This is a genomic window from Bradyrhizobium sp. Kon56 (assembly GCF_055807635.1).
This window is the reverse complement of sequence record NZ_JBVVOU010000006.1, coordinates 293,397-311,191: the sequence shown is the minus strand read 5'-3', so window position 1 is coordinate 311,191 and position 17,795 is coordinate 293,397. Positions and strand designations below refer to the sequence as shown.

Here is a 17,795-nt window from a genome sequence, read left to right as displayed (position 1 = left end):
ATCCGATGGTTGCGCGGTTCCCGTCTCACGAGCCCTGTGCACCTGAGCGATCGAATGTCGAATTTCACCTTCCTCGCTGCCGAATTCCCTGCCGTGCATGAGGCGGCGGTGGAAGCTGAGCGCCAGGCGGCAGTGTCACCGACCGCAGCTGCGTTCTTCGCCGGCAAGACGGTCGAGGTCGCCGTGAAATGGGCGTTCCGATCTGACCCCAGCCTCAAACTGCCCTATCAGGACAATATTTCCGCGCTGCTGCATGAGCCGAGCTTTCGCCGCGCCGCGGGCGAGGCCGTGTTCGCCAAGGCGAGGTACATCAATACGCTCCGCAATCGCGCTGTCCATGAAGAGCGCCGCATTAGCTCCGGCGATGCCACGGGCGCGGTGAAGGAGCTGTTTCACGTCTGCTTCTGGTTTGCGCGCACCTACGCGCGCAAAACTAAGCCGGCGGACGGTCTCGTCTTCGATCCGTCCGTGCTGTCGCGCCGGGACGAAGTGTTGAAGAAGGCCTTCGTCCAGCTCAAGACGCAGCAGGCCGAGCTTGACGCCAAGAACGGCGAGCTGACGAAGCTGCTTCTGGACAAGCAGAACCTCGACGAGGAACTGAAGAAAGTCCGTGCCGAGGTTGCCGCGGCCCGCAAGGTGGCGGAAGCGAGGCCTGATCGCCACGACTATAACGAGGCCGAGACCCGGGATCGCTATATCGATCTCCTGCTGCGCGAGGCCGGCTGGGCACTCGACAAGCCCGAGGACACCGAGTTTCGCGTCGAGGGCATCCCGAACAATGAGGGCATCGGTTTCGTTGACTATGTCCTCTGGGGCGCGGACGGCAAGCCGCTCGGCCTCGTCGAAGCCAAGCGGACCCGAAAGGATGCCCGCGCCGGTCAGCAGCAGGCCAAGCTTTATGCCGACTGTCTGGAAGCACGCTACGGCCAGCGGCCGGTGATCTTCTATTCCAATGGCTACGAGCACTGGATCTGGGACGACACTCGCTATCCGCCGCGCCAGATCGGCGGCTTCTACAAGCGCGACGAGCTGGAGCTTCTGGTACAGCGCCGGGTCAGCCGCAGATCGCTTGCCGCGGAGGCGATCAGCCGCAAGATAGTCGAGCGGCCATACCAGCACCGGGCCATCCGCTCCATCGCAAAGCATTTCGAGGAGGATGGTGAGCGCAAGGCGCTTCTCGTCATGGCGACCGGCTCTGGCAAGACGCGCACGGTGATCGCGCTGGTTGACCTCCTGATGCGCGCCGGCTGGGTCAAGCGTGTACTGTTCCTCGCCGATCGCGTCGCGCTGGTGAACCAGGCGGCCGGTGCCTTCAAGGCGCATTTGCCTGATTCCGCGCCGGTCAATCTCGTGACCGAACGGACCAGCGAAGGTCGTGTCTTCATATCGACCTATCCGACCATGATGGGCCTGATCGACGGCAAGCAGGAGGGAAAGGCCAAGTTCGGTCCCGGCCATTTCGACCTGATCGTCATCGACGAGGCGCATCGCTCGGTATACCAGCGCTACCGGGCCATCTTCGAGTATTTCGACTCCTTCCTCGTCGGCCTCACGGCGACACCGAAGGACGAGATCGATCGCAATACCTATTCTCTGTTCGACCTGGAAGACGGTATTCCGACCGACGCCTATTCGCTCGAAGAGGCTGTGGCCGAGGGTCATCTGGTGCCCCCCAAGACCATTTCCGTGCCCCTCAAAATAGTTCGCACAGGCCTCCGATATGACGACCTGTCCCCCGAGGAAAAAGACCAGTGGGACATGCTCGAATGGGGCGAGGACGAGGTTCCGGAAACTGTCGAAGCCGCCGAGGTGAACAAACGTCTCTTCAACGAGGAGACGGTCGATCTCGTCATCGCCCATCTCATGCAGAATGGTCTGAAGGTCGAGGGCGGTGACCGGCTCGGCAAGACGATCGTCTTTGCTAAGAACGAGGCACACGCAAAATTCATCGAGTTGCGATTCAATACCGCATATCCGGCACTCGCCGGCCATTTCGCCCGGGTCATCACCCACCAGACTGGCGCCTACACCCAAACTTTGATCGATGATTTCTCGATCAAGGCCAAGGCCCCGCACATCGCGATTTCCGTGGACATGCTCGATACCGGCATCGACGTGCCTGAGGTCGTCAATCTCGTCTTCTTCAAGCCGGTGCGGTCGAAGACGAAGTTTTGGCAAATGATCGGCCGTGGCACGCGCCTGTGTCCCGATCTGTTTGGCCCCAGACAGGACAAGGAGTTCTTCCGCGTCTTCGACTATTGCCAGAACATCGAGTTCTTCGGGGCCAATCCCGAATTGAAGGAGGCGAGCGCTGCGCGCTCGCTCTCCGAGCGTTTGTTTGCCGGGCGGGTCGACCTTGTTCGGGCATTGGATGAGAAGCATGCCAAGGTGGATGGCTTCGGCGCAGGCCAACAGGCTCCCTACAAGCCCGGGGACCAAGCGCCGCCGAGCGAGCCGGACATTCGCGCGTCCGCCGCTAAGACCTTGCAAGACATTGTCGGCGGAATGAACGAAGAAAACTTCATCGTGCGTCAGCATCGCCGTTCCGTAGAGAAGTTCCGGGAGCCAAAGGCATGGCAGACGATCGACGACGAGACACGCAAAGAGCTGGTCGACGAAGTCGCGCCGCTGCCGTCAAGCCACATGCTGGGCACAGAGGACGCCAAACGCTTCGACCTCCTGATGTTCCAGCTCGAACTGGCGCTGCTCAAGGGCTCGAAGCGTTTCGACACCCTGCGCAAGCAACTTCTCGAGATTGCCTCGGCCTTGGAGGGGCAAACTGCCATCCCGGCGATCGCGCAGCACGCCGAGCTGATCGAAGACATCCAGACCGATCAGTGGTGGGAAGGCGTCACCGTGCCGCTACTGGAACTGGTGCGCTTGCGCCTACGCGATCTCGTCCAGCACATCGAGAAAGGCAAGAAGGCCCTCGTCTATTCGAACTTTGCGGATGAGATCGGGGAAGGCGTCGAGCTGCAGTTGCCGCAAGTGGGCGAGGCCGACTTCGCACGCTTCAAGAGCAAAGCCCGCCATTTCCTGCGGGCTCACCAAGACAACATCGTTTTGCACAAGCTGCGGCAGGGCAAACCGCTAACCCCATCAGACTTGAACGAGTTAGAGAAGTTGCTTCTCGATGCTGGCGTCGGTGCAGCCGGCGACATCGAACGTGCGCGCGAGACGAGCCATGGATTTGGCCGGTTCGTTCGCTCGCTGGTCGGGCTAGACCGCGTTGCCGTGAGCGAAGCCTTCGGCGAATTCCTGGCGGCTGGCACCGCGAGTGCCGCTCAGATCGAGTTCATCAACATGGTGATCGAGCATCTGACCGATCAGGGCATGATGGACCCGTCGCTTTTATATGAGCCGCCTTTCACCGGCGTCGCGCCCACCGGGCCCGAGCATCTGTTCGATGAGGCCAAGGTGGTTCGCCTGGTCAGCAAGATTCGCGAGATCAACGATAGCGCGGTAGCTTAGGGTTGCCCCGTTTTTACCCAGGAAAACGTTGCTTGATGAATTGCTGAGTCTGACTCGGCGGCAGCTCTGACGTTGCGGCGCCGGTCCTAACGTAAAATCGCTCAACGCCGCCGTCTTTCACAAAGACCGGCGTCTTTGACGGCTGGCAATCGATCACCATCACCCTCGCATCCTGGTAGTCGTCGAATCGCGGCGAGATATAAAGCATCGACGTCGCCCCAATGCGATCTTTAATTATGTTGACCAGATGAAGATCCATCTTGTCCTCGTTGGGGAATTTGTCGGCGGCAATACCGACCGGCTCGCCGTCGTCCGACACGCCAATGACGAGAGTGCCCCCATTCATATTTAGGAATGCCGCGATGGTCTTCAGTACTACGAGCTCCATCTTGCTGTCTTTCTCCCCGGTATGAAGGTTCGTACGCAAGGTGGACTTGAATTCGATCGACGTTCCTTCATGAGCCTGGACCAGCTGTTCGACAGTGAGAGCTGAAGCCTTGGATTCGGTTGGTTCTCCCCCGGCCAGCTTCTGGTAGGCATCGCGAATGTTCGAAGCCATCAGCTCCCGCCGCTTCTTCAAGAATTCATGGTAGCCCATATTCTCCCAGCCTTCCGGCAGCGCGTGCCACGCGTACATTTGCGCCAATTCGGTGCCTTTGAACCGCTGGGCTAGGGCGGGGACATAGTCCGCCGGAGAGTCGCCGCTTATCTCTCCGTTGTCGCCCCATTCGACAAGCGTGAAATTAGCAATCTGATTGGTCTCCCTAGGGTCGGCAATGCCAATCTTCTTGAGATGCTCTTTTGGAAATAGGTGATGACGTTCCAGGGCGGATTTTTTCGATTTGGTAGACGGGTCCAGGAGCTCGGTAACCTTGTATTTTGAGAAAAGAACGCGCGCATCATGCAGAGTCAGAGCAGCAAAGAATGCGAACATTGAAGGGCTGCTTGCGGCAGCGGTGGCCAAATCATTAGGCAGTGTAATTGCCCAGTAATCGTTCGTGAGCGTTGCGTTGCAGATCTCTTCGATTACAGACACGAAACCGGCCGGGTCTTGGACCCCTCGAAGTCGCGCAAGGTCGAATTCCATCTTGGACTCGGGGGAGCTACTGTATCGGCCGGTAAGGGCCGTCATGAAAAACCATCGCGCGATAAGCTGGCGTAGCTTGAACTCATCAACCTTGTATTCGGTGCGTCCTAGCAGGTAGAGAATGTAAGCGAATACAATGTTGTTCTGTGAGCTGATTATTCTGCCGCTGCGGAAACCGGCTTGCATGATCGCTTTTAGAAAGTCGTGCCAGTACGTGAGATCGAGAACTCGTGCTTGTGCGTTTTTCAGAATCGCGAACTGCGCCTCGCGACGTTCTGTGCTAAATGCGCCCGTTTCCAGGTCTTTTCCTCTGAGTATCGAGTAGACATATTGCAGGCGCGCTCGTCTGAATCCGAGCCCAACACTCACGCGCAAGAGTTGATCCGGATCTGGTTCGATGAAGTGGTTGAATGAAGAGGGACCATTGCTGGGTGTTCGCGCTTGCCGACAGAAATCTTCGAGCTGGGTTCTGCCTTGATCCCAAAAGACAGACATGAGCGTGAGGATAAAGTCAGCCTGATTGAGCTTCTTGCCCTCGCTGTTAATGCGAACGAATATTTCGGCTACTTGCTCCTCGTCGATGCCGGCTGAAAGAGCTAGGGTCGTGAATGGAAAGCTGAGTAAATTTTGTAGCTTTGAGAATGCCTTCCGGATTCTCTTTCTTTCGTCCGGCGATACATCCCGCGCTTGAGCTAAGGTGTCGAGGTAACCGTCTACTAAGTCGAATAGATCGGTTTCCTTGGACCAGATCACGGATATATTTGGGATGAAGGCTGGATCTCTTTTTATAGCCGCGTCGAGAACTTCGAATTTTTCGAGAAGTGGATTGAACGCGATTTCGATCTTCTCAGATTGGTAGTCTTCACGGACAACTGGGACGCCTCTGGTGACAGCGTACAAGGACGTGAGACGCTGCTGTCCATCCACGATCAGAAGGCTGGGCGTTTTTTGCTTGCCGTCTGTCCCAATCGACTTACTACCTCCCTCGATTCCATTCTCCCAGAGAAGGAAGTAGCCGACCGGAAAGCCCCGATATATCGAATCGAAGAGGTTGCGAACTTTAGCGTTCTTCCAAACAAAAGGTCGTTGGATGTCTGGCAGGCCGATCGAGCCCATCTGAATTGAATCCATCAGAGTGCCAAGCGTGTAATCGACTTTGTTGAAAACCTGCTCGCTCATATTCTTTCCCCCAATTAGCCGCGGTTAGTGGATCCGGGGCCGCCTCCGAGCTCCGGAATCTGTAGTCGTTGCGGGTTTTTCCGAAGAAAAGGGCTAGTAGGAGAGCGCCTGAACCAGCGAGGACCCAACGCGCATCTGTCAGCTGCCTAGATATCTCCGTCGACCCAGTGCTCATCTAATTATCATCGATAAAATGCGACAACTATCAATAAGTACTACCGAACGCATGCAATCTGCAAGGTTCTGCGGCGAGAATGGGAGGCGCTTGATAGGCGGGCCGCGGAGCCGACGTTGGCTTCTTGCCTTAAGCATTGGCTCTTCCGCGTCGTCGTGGAGAGAACAGAATGAACGAACCTGACTCGGGTGAAGCTTCTAGAAGCGCGACGCTCTTCGATGTCCTTTTTTCACCATCGTCTCGGGAGAGGCTCTTTACGGGAAACCAGGGACCCTTCCCAGTACCATCCTGCATGAGGCCTTCTTGGTTAAACTCCGGAGCCCAAGTAGCCCTGCCTGAATCAAAGAGGTAGTCGTACTTTTTCGCTAAAGGACCCAAGACCCGAACCCTGACTTGCTGCATGCCTGCTGACGTCGCCGGTCGAAAAGGCCTATGCGTTCTTTTCAGTAGAGGCAATTTTCGATCATCAATGTGCCAATCGGCGTCCGCCTCCAAGCTGCCTCTGCCAACGTCAAGACCCTCTGCGCGACACGCCAGTGATGCTGCGGCTAAATGGACTTGGGATAGCGCCTCGGAGGGAGAGCCAGGAAGAGTATCGAACAGATGGATATGCACCTCTGTATCGAGAGATCGGATCTCACTGAGTTCCTCGGCGATTTCAAAATATACAACATCGTCTCGAGTTGGGGTTTGGCCCGCTGAACGGACTGCCACGATTACGACCGTTTTTCTGGGGTCGACCTCCCTGGGAGTGTCGTTAGCTTCGGCCCGGAGTCCGCCGAAAAACTCTCTTGTCCACCAAGCATACCCCTCCTTCATCGATGGATCATAGGGAGCCGCCTGTGCGAACGCTCGATCGACATGGCCTCTAATTTCGTTGAAGACCGGATCAGCAGAAGAGCCCTCGAGCAGTACTCCCGCCTCACCATTGAAGCCACGCAGGGCAAAGCCAGTCACATTGTGGGATCCGACAAATGCTGATGTTAATCTGGAATCTAACTCGAACAGAAAAATCTTGCTGTGCAACATTGGGTGGTAGCGTACGAACGGGTTGCGATTTCCCCCGCTAATTCGAGAATGACCCAAGTGGACGCGAAACACGGACGGCGCTGCCCCTGCGACTATTAGCTGGTCAATTGCTTCAAAGGCGCGATAGGTCCCTGCCCCGACGACAAAGCGGTCAAGCTTTCCCACGCGGGAAGGCGTACGCAAAGCAAGCGCTTCTATGCCGTCTGGGGTCACAAAGCCCGCGACGATCGCCACACTGCGACAACGGGTTAGCTGTGCGGTTAGCAGGGAAGCAACGTCGCGCTGGGGCTGTGAATGCAGAAATTGGACGCTGATCGGCAAAGCAATTTTCCTCTAATGTGTTGGGCAGTAAGCCTGATTTCGCTTCTTATTGGCTAGCAAGCCATGTGACGTCGCGGGACTGTTCGCTCTTATGAGAAACCAAAACGTCCCAAACTCGGTCAGTATCTGAGAAGCGAACGTAGATCCTGCCCGCGTCGTCTTGGCCATCGCTCATGTGGCGTTCCCACCACTGTTCGAGGCCTTTGAGCTTCTTCCAATTGGGAGGCAGCCGACCGATTGCGGTTCGTAGCTCCGCCAGGCCACGATAGAGAGCTCGACGGTTTGAGAATTCAGCAGCCACCACGTTCAGGCTGTCGCGCATCAATCGCACCTCCGGAAGAAGTGCGGCAAAGACAACTTCAATCTCATCCTTAATCTTGCCGACGCGAGGCGGCGGCCGATCCTGACGACCCGCGCTGAGCAGTTCCTGTGCCTCAGCCGCTGCCAAATCAGCTTGTTGCCTTGCCTCGCGTTCCAGGTCGACCGCGAGTTTGAGTTCCTCGATTTGAACGTGGCTGTCGGCGGCGTTCGTCGACTCGAGCTTCAGTCGTGCGATCTCGACGCGAAGCGCTGCTTCGCGCGCTTTGGCCGACGCGAGTTCCGTCGCGATGAGCTGCGCGCGATATTCGCCTAAGGTCTTATGGCTATTTCGTTCGGTAACTTGATCGCCGAGAACATTTCTGAGAACTGTTGATAGCGCGTCGTTTGAGCCGGTGGGTCGAGCGATGCGAACAAACCAATCTGCTTCGAAATCGTCCACAGGATCGCCAAGGTATCGTCCAGTCCTAATGACCTCATAACCGAAAGCCTTAAGGCGGTTGGATGCTTCTTCGCAGTCCGTAACGGTTCCCGATACAAGCACGTAGGCTTCGTCCACGCCCTCAATGATCGCGAAAGTTTTCCGGGCCGCTCGCCTCGCCCCGCTCGGAACGCACTCGCTTGGCGCGAATGCCTCGCTGCCCATCTCTATTCGATGGTCGGGAAGCTCGAGCGGATAGGCGAGGCCGCGCCAGATGGCTCCTTGCCGCCCGTCAGGCAGCGAGACGAGCTCGCAAGCCCTCGTCTCAAACAGCTGGTCGCTATTAAAAATTGCTATCATCATGATTGTGCTGTTAAAATATCACACGTTTTCGGAAACGCTAGATGCGTGCGGCTAGCCGGGGGGCTGGATTTTAATGGACATGCAGTTTGTCGCCGAGCTGATCTCTCGCAGAGAGACGGTCACTGGCGTAGGGGTCGTTCTAGTATTGTGGGCGTTTTTCTCTGGATTGTCGCTCCAGAGCGGCGCGAAGAAATTGATCCGCGCCCTGCGGGAAGCGTCGGGCGTGATCAGTAGCACAGCCACTGCGACGGACTTTGCCGCGAACTACGAGTCTATTTCAGCAAAGATCGCGGCAAGCCCAATTCTCGGGGCGCGTTGGCGCGAATACACTGAGTCGCTAGTTTTCCCCCAGGAGGGTAATCGGCCGATCCGCGCGACGACGAGAGCAGAAACTTGGTTCGACGTGGGCCTGCTGAGACTTCCCGCAATCGGCGTAGATGCGCGGTATCATGCTGCTCTACCAAACCTCTTGGTGGGGGCGGGCCTGCTGTTTACGTTTCTCGGATTGGCCGCTGCCCTTGGCACAGCCGGCGGGATCGTTGCAGGCGGAGATCAGGCAGATCGCAATGGCGCGCTCCGAGTGCTGCTCGACACAGCATCCTTCAAGTTCATCACCTCGCTGATCGGTCTGTTGCTTTCGATTCTCTACGCGCTGTTTCGAAAGGGGTGCCTGAAACGAATCGATCAGACGCTCGACGCGTTCCTGACAACGTTGGAAGTGCGGGTACCTCTATTGACACCTGCTGCGCTGCAGCAGGAAGCGAATGATTTGCTTAAGCGTCAGTCCGTGCAGCTGGAGACTTTTTCGACAGATCTCGCCGTCAATCTTGGAGCGGCATTTGATAGTGCTTTCAACGATCGCTTAGGCGAGCACATAGCGCCCCTCACCAACGCCATGCAGCGCCTTGCCGATGGGATAGGCTCACGGAACGAAGATGCGTTGAAGGCCATGCTGGAAACCTTTGTTCAGAGGCTCGAGGGTGGCACCGGCGACCGAATGCAGGATGTTGCGGCACAACTTGGCGGTCTAAGTTCGCGGTTGGAAGGCTTGCAGTCTGGCTTGGGCGACGCGGCGGTGCGAATGGCTCAATCGGCCGACGCAATGGCAAATCGAATGGGGGAGGGGGCTGAAGCGGCACTCGCGCGGATTACCGATCAAATCGGTGGCCTCGCTGACGGTCTCAAAAGCATTATCGATCAAACGTCTAAAGCCGGTGCAAGTGCTGGTCGGGATATGTCCGAACGGATCGAAGCCGCAGCGAAAATGTTCGAGCAAGCGGCTCTCGACATTTCCGATCGAATGTCGTCGGCCGTGTTGGCTAGTCAGGCGCGCATCAATGAGCACGCCGAAAAGGGATCAGCTCAGATATCTGAACAGCTTCAGTCCGTCGTGGACCAGCTGCGGCAGATGGCAGAGCACAGCCGCAGCGCCGGCACGGACCTTCTTGCGACACTCGCTGATCGCATTGGAGCAGCTGCAGCTGCGTTCGAGACGACTGCTGCCAAAGCTGCGGACGAGTTGGGAAATTCAGCTGGCACAGTTGGCAAAGCGTGGGAGCAAGAGGCTGAGCAAGCAGTCTTGCGCATCGCTGGTGCCTCGGAAGCCTTGGCTGAGCGGATCGCGGAAGTCAACACCGCCACCGGAAACATGGTCGTCAAGATGACCGACCTGCAGCGGGCCACCCAAGATGCTGCCGCTCCCTTGGCCGCAGGTGCGAACGATATGAAGCTGGCGAGCCAGGCGGCCAAGAGTGCCCTCGAGCCTCTCAACCAAGTAGCTCAAATCATTGGACTGTCGTTGGACCAGATCTCGGGAGTAGCGCAGCGAATCGATGCCACGCATGCTTCCGCTGGACGGCTAGTCGAGAGTTTGACCGCAGCTGCTCAGCGGTTCGAGGGGGTAGACCAAGATCTTTCGAAGACGTTGCTTGCGTTGCAAGGTGGGCTGCAAGCATTTACGCGCGATATCCAAGACTTTGTGACGTCTACTGATAGCAATCTCGCGAAAGCCGCAACTCAGCTGGGAAATCTAGTGAAGAGCTTAGAGGACACGCTCCAGGACTTCGGTCCGATCGGCGCCAATGGCGAGCCATTGCGACCGAACGCCTAACATTCAGTTGGGTCTGTCGCTAATAGTCATTTCACCATCTGTCGTCGGAGTAAGAAGCAATGGTCTCGATCGAAGCGGCTGGAGAAAGCGGCGGAGAAGGCTACTTTGCGTCCGTCAGTGACATGATGGTCGGCATTCTCTTCATCTTTCTGCTTCTGTTGACTGTTTTCGCGTTGAACTTTCGCGAAGCGGAGCACGAGCAGAAAATTAAGTATGCCGAGTTCCTCGCAGCACAAAAGCGGGCTAAGGCCGCCGAGGAATTGGCGAGGGAGGCAGAGCTCAAAGCGCGACGTGAAGCGGCTATTGCCGATGCGGCGAAAATTGAAAACGACAGGTTCAGAATGCTACTGCTCGATGCAGTAGCCCAGTTGGAAAAGGATCTTAAGGACCGCGAGACGAGCCGTAGCCAATTGCTGGTTTCGCTGCAGAATTCTCTCAGCACCCGTGGCGTGACTGTCTCGATTGATCCTGAATCTGGCATTCTTCGGCTACCCGAAGACCTTCTTTTTAAGACCGGCGATGCAACGATCAGACCCGAAAATTTGCCACGCGTGCAGACGCTCGCTGAAGTCTTGGCGGATATTTTGCCTTGCTACGTTGAGGGCGGCGATAACTCTAGATGTGGCGGCGGCGCCGCCCCTATCTTGGAGACAGTTCTGGTCGAAGGGCATACCGATCGTCAGGCCTTTAGAAGCCCGATTGTCGCGCCTGCTCCGCTGGTTAACGCGCCCTCTGCTAGGCCCTCAATCTTTTCGTCGGCGCCAGCGCCGCAGCCAGTGCCGGCTCTTCCTCAGGCCAAGTTGATTGTTACGAATGATTCCGAACTGAGGAACGATCGTCTCTCGACAGAGCGAGCGCTCAATGTGTTCAAAGAGCTCCGAAGAGTGCGGCCTTCACTAGATAGCTTGCGAAATGCGGAGCAACAGTCGCTGCTAGGGTTCTCTGGTTACGGGCCACGTCGGCCATTACCGGACGCCTTGGGATCAACGCAGGCCGACTATCAAAAAAATCGCCGCATCGATCTTCGTTTTGTGTTGTCGGCCCGCACGTCGGATGAATTGGCACGATTGCGGGAGCAGATTCGACAAGCTCTGGGCAGCGGTCAATGACGCACACTCGCCAAGCGCTTGACGGCTTAAAGGCAATTGCGCGCCACCTTCCTCGGGCAGCCTCGAAGCTTCCCGGGAAACCTGAGAGTGCTAAGGTGGTGGAGGCGTTGAGAGCGTCTGATCTCGCAGTAGCGGAGCCATCCGAAGCTGCTCTGGAACGGGTTAGAAACCGGCTCATCGAGGCTTCCGACAAGGGTGATTTCTCGCAGTCGCGGAGCGACCTCCGGGATGCGGCTTGGTTGCTATGGGCTGAGGATAGCCCATTGGTTGGGCTTCCTGGTTTGCTGGATGCTGTTTGGGTACAAGCGCATAAATCGAATGCAACCGCGCGTGCGCTAATTGAAGCCTGGTTGAGGGCATTCTCTCACGCCGACGAAGCGATTGCGCGGGAAGGAGCTAGCATAAGGCAGTACCTGATTTTGCGCTCTAACCCTCGGATGGAATCCTGGCGGCATGTTGATCAAAAAATTGAACTCTTCAGCGCTCAGAGGGGACCGCGCAACCTCGCTGGTTGGGTGATTGCGGGACCGGAGCCTGTTTCCGAGATTCTGTCAGAGACCGGCTTCGCCGATCCGTTGCGTGGTGCTGGCGGCTACATTCGAGCAGTCCAACGAGAGCTTTTGTCGATGGCGTCAGTGGCATTGATCAAATCTGATGCCGATGAAGCCCTCGGGCGCATTTTTCAGTTTCTCGCGCCTGATGGCGTATTGCGGTTTGCCGAACCGGACGCGCGCGGCGAAATCGCGCGTGGACTGCTGCAGCCATGGCTCCGGCAAGGCCAAGAGCCGGAAGAGGCCACACGTCGCCAGATCCAGAATTTCTTACTTGATCACCTCGGGGACCCTCGATTGAGAGCTCAGAGGTGGCATGAGGCTGGCGAGGCGGCTGCAAATCTCATGCGCAGGTGGTTGACGCGCGCATCGCTCAGAGCATTCTTCAATTTGATCTCTGAATACGCCTTGGACTCCCACTGGAGGTACCGCGAAGCGTTCTGGGCGGCGTGCATCGAAAAGAGTCCACAGGTCGAAGCGTGGTTAGCGCTCGGCAGTCGAATCCACGCTTCTGCACGAGGGATTGAAGATCTCAAAGGAGCGTATGCCCGCCTGGAAGGAGCGAGCGGGGACAAGGCGGCGTTGCTCTTGCGAGTCAAGAACACAGTCTTTTGTGAATGGAGCCACAGTGGAGCACTCCGGGCTTGGCCAACGGATTGGCCGAGCGCACCCATACTCGGTAGGAGTTCATATTCGCGCGCAAGCCTGATGGGCCAAAGTCTGCCGTTCCCAGCGAGCCGAAAGTACGGATCGCGGGGGACGACTGACGGCGGGGGATTGCATCATCACGGCTCAGATCAGAACCGTTGGCAAGGCAGCGCTGCCGAGCTTCTGCAGCGCCGAGCCCAGATTTCTTTGTCGCCAGTCGACTGGACACCTCGATGAGTTACCAATTCGGATACAGGGTAACACCTGAAGCGACTGAGATCCGTCTCAACGGCCGCAGTGGCCCATTGCTAACGGATACTTGGGCGATCGAGGCGCCAGCGACCTTGCTGTCGGGCGTCGATCTGACGCAGCGACTTATTGCGGCGGGCGCCGCAATTGCTGTTGAGGACGCAGTCTACGTAGAGCATCGGGCAATCTCGGGTCTTTCCGTTGCGGAGGCGAAGTGCCTCGGTTTGCCAGGCTTTGCGGATGCGATCATCCAGCTTGAGACGACAGGGGTCATAACTCGCCCCGATTTTCGCATCAAGTTGCAGTGGCGGCGTCGAACCGGGCAGCCGGTGATGTCAGCGGCCCGAATCGGCGCTTGGCTTCGCGTCGGCGAAGACTGGTATCGTGTGCCGGATGTCCTATTTGAGATTGCGAACCAAGTCGATCATATCAACGGCCTCACTGACGACGATAGCTCGGAGCGCTTGCGATCCATTGCATCTTTGCGCGAAGTTCTTCCCTCGGCGATTTCCTCCGCGCTTGCGGAAACGACGGGTCTCATCGGTCAAATTGATATCGCTGTCGCAGATGCCTTCTCGTTAGATCTAATCGAAAGCGCTGGCGACGCGAAGCTAGAGCCAATCCTGCATCGAGCAGGCGGAAATGCGGACGGGTTGCTCTTGGCTCCCGACGAGCAGGAGAGCTTCGGCCGAGATCAATTCAACAAGTTTGCGACCGCTCGACCCGTCTACAGCCTCGGAAAGGGCAAGTACGTTGTATTGTCTCCAATCCTTCGTAAGGCACTTTCCGAAGTGCGTCGGGTTCAATCGGCTCCGTTAGCTACAAAGAGCGCGCTCCTTGCTTCTCCTCGTGCCTTTTTGCGGGACGCGTTGGGTGCCGAGACCGATGATACGGTTATAGAAGCGGTTTTTCGCGAGACATCTAGGTACGCCGAAAGAGTGATAGGATTGGGGCTCTGGCAACCCCGAGTTCTCCCCTGGATCAAACTGGCAACGACGAACTGGTTTGGGCCGGAGAGCAATACTGCAAGCGGGCAATCTCCTGCTGGCACCGAGCTCCTAGGGCTTATCATTGGGGACAGGACAATACCCCTAACAGAGAAGGAAGCCGAGGACCTCAGCAAACGTATCGAGGATGCAATTGGCTCGCAGAAAAGTGTTGTGGCGCTGGAAGTGGACGGCCAGCCGATCAGTGTGCCGGCTTCTTATCAGACGCTCTCAGCTCTTGAACGCTTGCGGACGGCGCGATTTTCCGTCAGCGAAACCGCTGACGTATCTGGGGGCGACAAGAAGCCTGACAAGACGAACCTAGAGAGACTGGCGCTCGTCATCAAAGCCAACGAAGAGGAAGTCGAACTAGAGGCTCGCGTTGGTGGGCGGGCAACACCGCCGTTGGGCGTCCCGGCATCCTTGGCAACTCCTCCCAAGCAACATCAGCTTGATGGGCTTAGTTGGCTTCAAAAAGCCTGGCGCGCGGGTAATCCTGGAGTACTTCTCGCTGACGATATGGGTCTTGGAAAGACGCTGCAGGGACTCGCGTTTCTTGCCTGGCTGCGCGAGGGAATGGCATCAGGGACAATTACTCAAGCCCCGATCTTGATAGTAGCTCCGACCGGACTTCTCGAAAATTGGCGAGCAGAACACGATCGACATCTGTCGAAACCTGGCTTGGGCCACTGTGTTCAGGCGTATGGCCGGGAACTTGTCCGTATTCGATACACGTCTGCAGATGGAAAACCGTCTCTGCATATCTCGGCTCTTCAGGCTACAGATTGGGTGCTCACGACTTACGAGACGTTGCGAGACTACGATCGCGAATTTGGTCAAGTTAGGTTCTGTTGCTTACTCTTCGATGAGGCGCAAAAGATAAAAACGCCAGGCGTTCGTGTTACGGATGCCGCTAAGGCTATGAATGCTGAGTTTCGTGTTGCGTTGACTGGTACCCCAGTCGAAAATCGGCTAGCGGATCTCTGGTGTATAACAGATGCGGTTCACCCAGCGTGCCTGGGAGACTTACGGCGTTTCAGTGCTTCCTATGAGAAGAATCCTGATGTTCAGAGTCTCAAACTTCTAAAGTCGTCGCTGGATGTCTGGCATGGTGGAAGACCTCCTTTGATGCTTCGCCGCCTCAAGGAGGACAAACTCCCGGACCTACCCAAGCCTATCGAGCGCATATGCGACGCTGCGATGCAAGGTTTACAGTTGGAGCAATACCAAGCAGCCATCCTAGGCGCTCGCCAAATTAAGAAGCCTGGCGCTGTTCTGGAGGCTCTGCAAAGAATCAGGGCAATATCGCTTTGTCCCGAACTATCGTTCACGTCAGATCGCGAATTTATTGAATCGTCTGCAAGATTGGTTACGGCGTTCCAGGCCCTAGATGCGATCGCTACTCGCAAGGAAAAGGTGCTTCTCTTCCTTGATGACCTTGAACTTCAGTCAAAGCTGACCGGAATTATTCAGCGTCGATACGGCCTGTTAGCGCCGCCGATGATCATCAATGGTCAAGTCGACGGCAGGACCCGTCAAGCTCGTGTTGACAAATTCCAGATCGATCTGGACGAGTTTGCTGTTATGATTCTCTCCCCGCGAGCCGGTGGTGTCGGACTTACACTTACTCAGGCAAACCATGTGATCCATCTGTCTCGGTGGTGGAATCCTGCCGTAGAAGATCAATGCACCGGGCGAGTGGTGCGCATTGGACAAACGCGAAATGTGGAGGTGCATATTCCGATCGCCTTATTGCCGGATGGCAAGGCCTCCTTCGACCAAAACCTGAATGCGCTGCTCGAAAGGAAGCGGCGGCTCATGCGAGATGCGCTCTTGCCGCCAAACGCTACAGAGGCTGATAGAAACGAGCTCTTCGAAGCAACGGTAAGTCAGACATGAAAATCTGACGACCTGACAGTGTAGTCGGCTGGTACATCGCGTGTGAGAGCAACTTACCGATATATTAATTCAAGCCCGACAAGGGAATGCGAAGCCGGCGAAATCTCGCTGAAGTATACTGCAAACGACGCCAACCTTATGCTCAAGCTTCTCGTGTCGCGCAACTTGGTCGAAGGGAACATGTTGTGCGTCAAACATCTGTGGTCGTTTTTTGTTTGAGTTTATGCAGTGGATCAGCCGTCGGAGAAACGGGCGTCGAAGACTTGCTCGCGAAATGCGTGCCATTGTTGCAAGACACGGCGCGGTACGAGGGCTGGAATTCAAATGGTGGCTGGGAGGTAGCCCGAAAATGGGAAGCATTAACTGCCAACCGGTCTGTAACGCTTCGAAGGCTGGCCACGTTTAAAGCGGACTGGCCCAAAAAGGCCACTGACGCCACTGCTGAGAGCAGAGAGCCGGAACTGTCTGTGGAGTGTGATGCCACGGGGCCAAGTGTCGAGTTCACGTTCGCGAGCGCAGTAGTCAAACGGCCAAGAAAGGTGAGCGTGGTTCTAAAATGGGATGACGAGGGGCCGCGATTAGACAGCAAGTGGACCGGTTCAGGAGATGGAGCGTGGCCTGGTCCCCTGACTGGTGAGACGGGGCAATTTGAAATAGTCAAACGAATATTCGATTCCTCGGCGCTTTCTATCTGCATAATGAATAGCAAAGGAGCACCAATGGTCGAACACTTTGATCTCAAGGGTATCGGCGAGCGAGGCGCCGAAATTCGTCGCGAATGCAAGATTCCGTAAGCGTATTGAGACCGGCAAGAGAATAGCTTCGCGGAAATAATGTGAGGGTCGTCAGTCCCGGTAAACACACGTTGGCCCAGCCGCACGCCCCTGCGTCCGGTGGCATTGCGCTGCGCGCTCTGTGCTTGACAGCGATTGATCAGAGCCGGTGCTCCACTGTTGCAGCCGTCAGCCCTTGCTCCGACGGACCTGTTTCCGGCTCGCGGAAACGCTTGTGGCGTCTTCTCGTCCTCGGTCAGATCGTGTGCAGCGTCCGCAGCAATAGTCGACATCCTCGGAACGCTCGGCTCAAATGGAGAGGGCAAGCGGAGTCGGCCACCCGCTTCTCTGCAAGCAAAAGAGCCACTTGATTTCCACTGGCGGTCTAAAATGGGAAAATTCTCAGACTAGGCTAAATCCTCTTCGGCGCCGGTATCGCTTCTTAGTGTCACCGGAAATCAGGCGCGGCGAGGGTCCTAGCCGCAGCCGCTGCCTTCGGCCGCCTGCTTGCGGCTTATTCTCCAATCCACTCGATCCAGATCTGGATCGCCTTTTTGACCTTGTCCGTCGTCTTTGACCGCAGCATCGTGATCGCATTGTCAAGAATGGCCGACGCCAGCCGCTACCCAGTCGAGAGCATTCCGGGACGTGGTTTCGGGAAGACGCGCCATTTCATTCAGGTCGTGAAGTTGCCGCGCCCGCTGCGCTCTCATCCAATTTTGTCTCAGGACGCCGCGGCGGAGCTCCACCTGCGACCGTACTGAGTAGATTATCTAGAAATTAGGTCGAACCTTATTTTCGAACGGCTCTGCTGATCAAAAATCGTGTACTTGCCTGACATTGTTAATAGAAAAGCGTTTTAGGTGTGAGTTACATTTTTCGTTGATCGGTAGCAGCGAGCAAGTTGACGAGTGGATCAGTCGTACTCGGCGCGCCGCGAGGTTGCGAATTTTTATGTGCACAACTTTGCGCGAAGTCCCATTGTCGCTTGATTCGCCTACAGAACAAGAGATGCTAAATCATATTCTACTTGTGCGAGTGACCAGGGCTCGGGGGAGCAATGTTCTCGTGGGAGCAGTTGCGCAAATTTCATGGGCGCAAGAAGC

Annotated in this window: 9 protein-coding genes; 6 read left to right on the top strand and 3 right to left on the bottom strand. The window is 56.5% G+C overall.

All coding sequences use genetic code 11. The annotated features are described in order from the left end of the window. Window positions 1-54: 54 nt before the first annotated feature. Complete coding sequence (locus AC0L3B_RS12940) at window positions 55-3,471, top strand: DEAD/DEAH box helicase family protein (protein WP_473380486.1); 3,417 nt, start codon at window positions 55-57, stop codon at window positions 3,469-3,471. Window positions 3,472-3,484: 13 nt separating this feature from the next. Here AC0L3B_RS12940 and AC0L3B_RS12935 read toward each other — a convergent pair whose 3' ends face one another. From AC0L3B_RS12935 to AC0L3B_RS12925, 3 genes are all read right to left on the bottom strand, one after another. Continuing rightward, window positions 3,485-5,737 (bottom strand): GmrSD restriction endonuclease domain-containing protein, encoded by a 2,253-nt coding sequence (locus tag AC0L3B_RS12935; RefSeq protein ID WP_473380485.1) that lies wholly within the window; start codon window positions 5,735-5,737, stop codon window positions 3,485-3,487. A 304-nt stretch (window positions 5,738-6,041) separates the two neighbouring features. Further along, window positions 6,042-7,262: a hypothetical protein gene (locus AC0L3B_RS12930; protein ID WP_473380484.1), complete on the bottom strand. Its 1,221-nt coding sequence runs from the start codon at window positions 7,260-7,262 to the stop codon at window positions 6,042-6,044. A 46-nt stretch (window positions 7,263-7,308) separates the two neighbouring features. Beyond that, window positions 7,309-8,364 (bottom strand): hypothetical protein, encoded by a 1,056-nt coding sequence (locus AC0L3B_RS12925; protein ID WP_473380483.1) that lies wholly within the window; start codon window positions 8,362-8,364, stop codon window positions 7,309-7,311. 79 nt (window positions 8,365-8,443) lie between these two features. Between AC0L3B_RS12925 and zorA the strand changes: the two genes are divergently transcribed. The 5 genes from zorA (at window position 8,444) to AC0L3B_RS12900 (ending at window position 17,453) form a co-directional block, all read left to right on the top strand. After that, window positions 8,444-10,474 carry an anti-phage ZorAB system protein ZorA gene (gene zorA, locus AC0L3B_RS12920; protein WP_473380482.1) on the top strand — a complete coding sequence of 677 codons (2,031 nt, stop codon included), beginning with the start codon at window positions 8,444-8,446 and terminating at the stop codon, window positions 10,472-10,474. A gap of 59 nt (window positions 10,475-10,533) precedes the next feature. Further along, a complete protein-coding gene (locus AC0L3B_RS12915; RefSeq protein WP_473380481.1) occupies window positions 10,534-11,583 on the top strand; it encodes an OmpA/MotB family protein in 1,050 nt (349 codons plus the stop codon). After that, the gene (locus tag AC0L3B_RS12910) at window positions 11,580-13,019 is read left to right on the top strand and encodes an EH signature domain-containing protein (RefSeq protein ID WP_473380480.1); all 1,440 of its coding nucleotides are present in this window, start codon (window positions 11,580-11,582) and stop codon (window positions 13,017-13,019) included. Before AC0L3B_RS12915 ends, AC0L3B_RS12910 begins: the two co-directional genes overlap by 4 nt. Continuing rightward, window positions 13,016-15,916, top strand: a complete 2,901-nt coding sequence (locus tag AC0L3B_RS12905) for a DEAD/DEAH box helicase (protein ID WP_473380479.1) — start codon at window positions 13,016-13,018, stop codon at window positions 15,914-15,916. Before AC0L3B_RS12910 ends, AC0L3B_RS12905 begins: the two co-directional genes overlap by 4 nt. A 1,327-nt stretch (window positions 15,917-17,243) precedes the next feature. After that, window positions 17,244-17,453 (top strand): hypothetical protein, encoded by a 210-nt coding sequence (locus AC0L3B_RS12900; protein WP_473380478.1) that lies wholly within the window; start codon window positions 17,244-17,246, stop codon window positions 17,451-17,453. Window positions 17,454-17,795: the final 342 nt, after the last annotated feature.

Bases quoted from the DNA above. Each gene is read 5' to 3' on its own strand.
- AC0L3B_RS12915 (WP_473380481.1), top strand. From the start codon at position 10,534: ATGGTCTCGATCGAAGCGGCTGGAGAAAGCGGCGGAGAAGGCTACTTT.
- AC0L3B_RS12905 (WP_473380479.1), top strand. From the start codon at position 13,016: ATGAGTTACCAATTCGGATACAGGGTAACACCTGAAGCGACTGAGATC.
- AC0L3B_RS12935 (WP_473380485.1), bottom strand. From the start codon at position 5,737: ATGAGCGAGCAGGTTTTCAACAAAGTCGATTACACGCTTGGCACTCTG.
- zorA (WP_473380482.1), top strand. From the start codon at position 8,444: ATGCAGTTTGTCGCCGAGCTGATCTCTCGCAGAGAGACGGTCACTGGC.
- AC0L3B_RS12925 (WP_473380483.1), bottom strand. From the start codon at position 8,364: ATGATGATAGCAATTTTTAATAGCGACCAGCTGTTTGAGACGAGGGCT.
- AC0L3B_RS12940 (WP_473380486.1), top strand. From the start codon at position 55: ATGTCGAATTTCACCTTCCTCGCTGCCGAATTCCCTGCCGTGCATGAG.
- AC0L3B_RS12910 (WP_473380480.1), top strand. From the start codon at position 11,580: ATGACGCACACTCGCCAAGCGCTTGACGGCTTAAAGGCAATTGCGCGC.